Origin of the sequence: Pseudomonas sp. TH37, assembly GCF_016650735.1 — a bacterium.
GTDB classification, from domain to species: Bacteria; Pseudomonadota; Gammaproteobacteria; order Pseudomonadales; family Pseudomonadaceae; genus Aquipseudomonas; species Aquipseudomonas farris.
Genome location: NZ_JAEKFD010000024.1, coordinates 1 through 1,689 on the forward strand (window position 1 = coordinate 1; position 1,689 = coordinate 1,689).

Consider the following 1,689-nt stretch of genomic DNA (forward strand, 5'->3'; position numbering starts at 1 on the left):
CCAGGCGTACGCTGGCAGCTCAACCTGCTGGCCACCGCAACCGGCATAAAACGCTTTCCAGTCTGGTACCCATCCTTGGCGATAGAGGGCTCCGAGGGTTTCCAGTGTCTGCTCCCAATCGTCGCGGCGTCGGTTGAGCATCGCCATTGCACTCACCCCGACGGGCATTTGCGTCGCTGCCAGGTCAATGAGTACAGGATGAGGGCCCACTTCCAGCCACAATTCGCAGTTCAGTGAGGCCAGCGTTTCAAGGCCGCGTGCAAACGCCACGGGTTGACGGGCATGATCACGCCAGTAGCGGCCGCACAGCATGCCGGGGGTGATCGGTTCGGCGCTCAGGTTGCTGATAAGGGGGATCTGCGGCGTTTGGTAGGTGACTTCGTCAGCGACTTGCTCAAACGCGTCGAGGATCGGTTCAAGGCGCGCACTATGGAAGGCGTGCGAGACACTCAAATGCACGGTTCTGACCTGTTGTGCCGTGAGGATTTCACAGCAGTGCGCAACGGCATCGGCATCGCCGGAAATCACCGTTTGCGATGGACTGTTGAAGGCGGCGATCGACACCGCCCCCCCGAACCCGGCAATGACGGCTTCCACCACCGATTGCCCGGCCCGGACAGCCGCCATGGCGCCGCCAGCGGGCAGGGTCTGCATCAGCCGGCCGCGGGCGATGACCAGCTTCAGTGCGTCTTCGAGGCTGAAGACCTGGGCTACGCAGGCCGCTACGTACTCACCAATACTGTGTCCCATGACCGCTGACGGGGTGACCCCCCAGGCCATCCACATGGTCGCCAGCGCGTACTCGACACAGAACAAGGCGGGTTGGGTATACACCGTCTGGTCCAGGCGTGCCGCTTCGGCGCCTTCGGCATAGAGCAAGTCGACCAGCGACCAGCCTTCTTGCGCAAGAATGTAGTCGCTGCAACGGTCAATGGTTTCCCGGAAAGTCGGCTGATTGGCATAAAGTTCTTTACCCATCCCGAGGTACTGTGCGCCCTGGCCGGTGAACAGGAAGGCGACCCGTGGGGCATCGGCAACAGGCAGGTTGGCTGTAGCGATATTGTCGTCCTGCAATTGTTGGTGCAGCTCTTCCAGGGTGCGCCCTGTGAACACGGCCCGATAGTCGAGCGCGGCACGGCCGGTATTGGCCGAAAAGCAGAGGTCCTGCGGTGCCAGTTCGGGGTGGCGGCGCAGGTGAGTGACATACCTTTGTCGTAGCGCAGCCAGTGAGGCCGCACTCTGGGCCGATAGCGTCAGCAGATGTTGTGGATGTGAACAGTCGACAATGCGCTCGGCAGAGCGAACAGGCGCTTCTTGTAAAATGACGTGAGCATTCGTGCCGCCAAAACCGAAACCACTGACGCCTGCGGTCCGCGGTCGGCCATTGGCTGGCCAAGGCGTCCGTTGAGTGGGCACTGAAAGCGGGAACTCATCCCAGCGGATACGCGGGTTGGGCTGGGTGTAGTTGGCCTGAGGGGGGAACTCTTTGTGCTGAAGGGCCATGACGACTTTGATGATACCAGCCATGCCCGCGGCGGACTCGAGGTGGCCGATGTTGGCCTTGACCGAGCCCAGGGTCAGGCGTTGATCGCTGGTGCGTCCTTGGCAGAGGGCGGCGCCCAGCGCGTTGACTTCGATCGGGTCACCCAGGACCGTGCCGGTACCGTGGGTCTCTACATAATCAATGGC

At 61.9% G+C, this 1,689-nt stretch carries 1 protein-coding gene; it reads right to left on the minus strand.

From position 1 onward, the window contains the following. A partial coding sequence (locus tag JFU11_RS27910; protein WP_201062761.1) for a type I polyketide synthase occupies positions 1–1,689 on the minus strand: 1,689 nt, incomplete at both ends.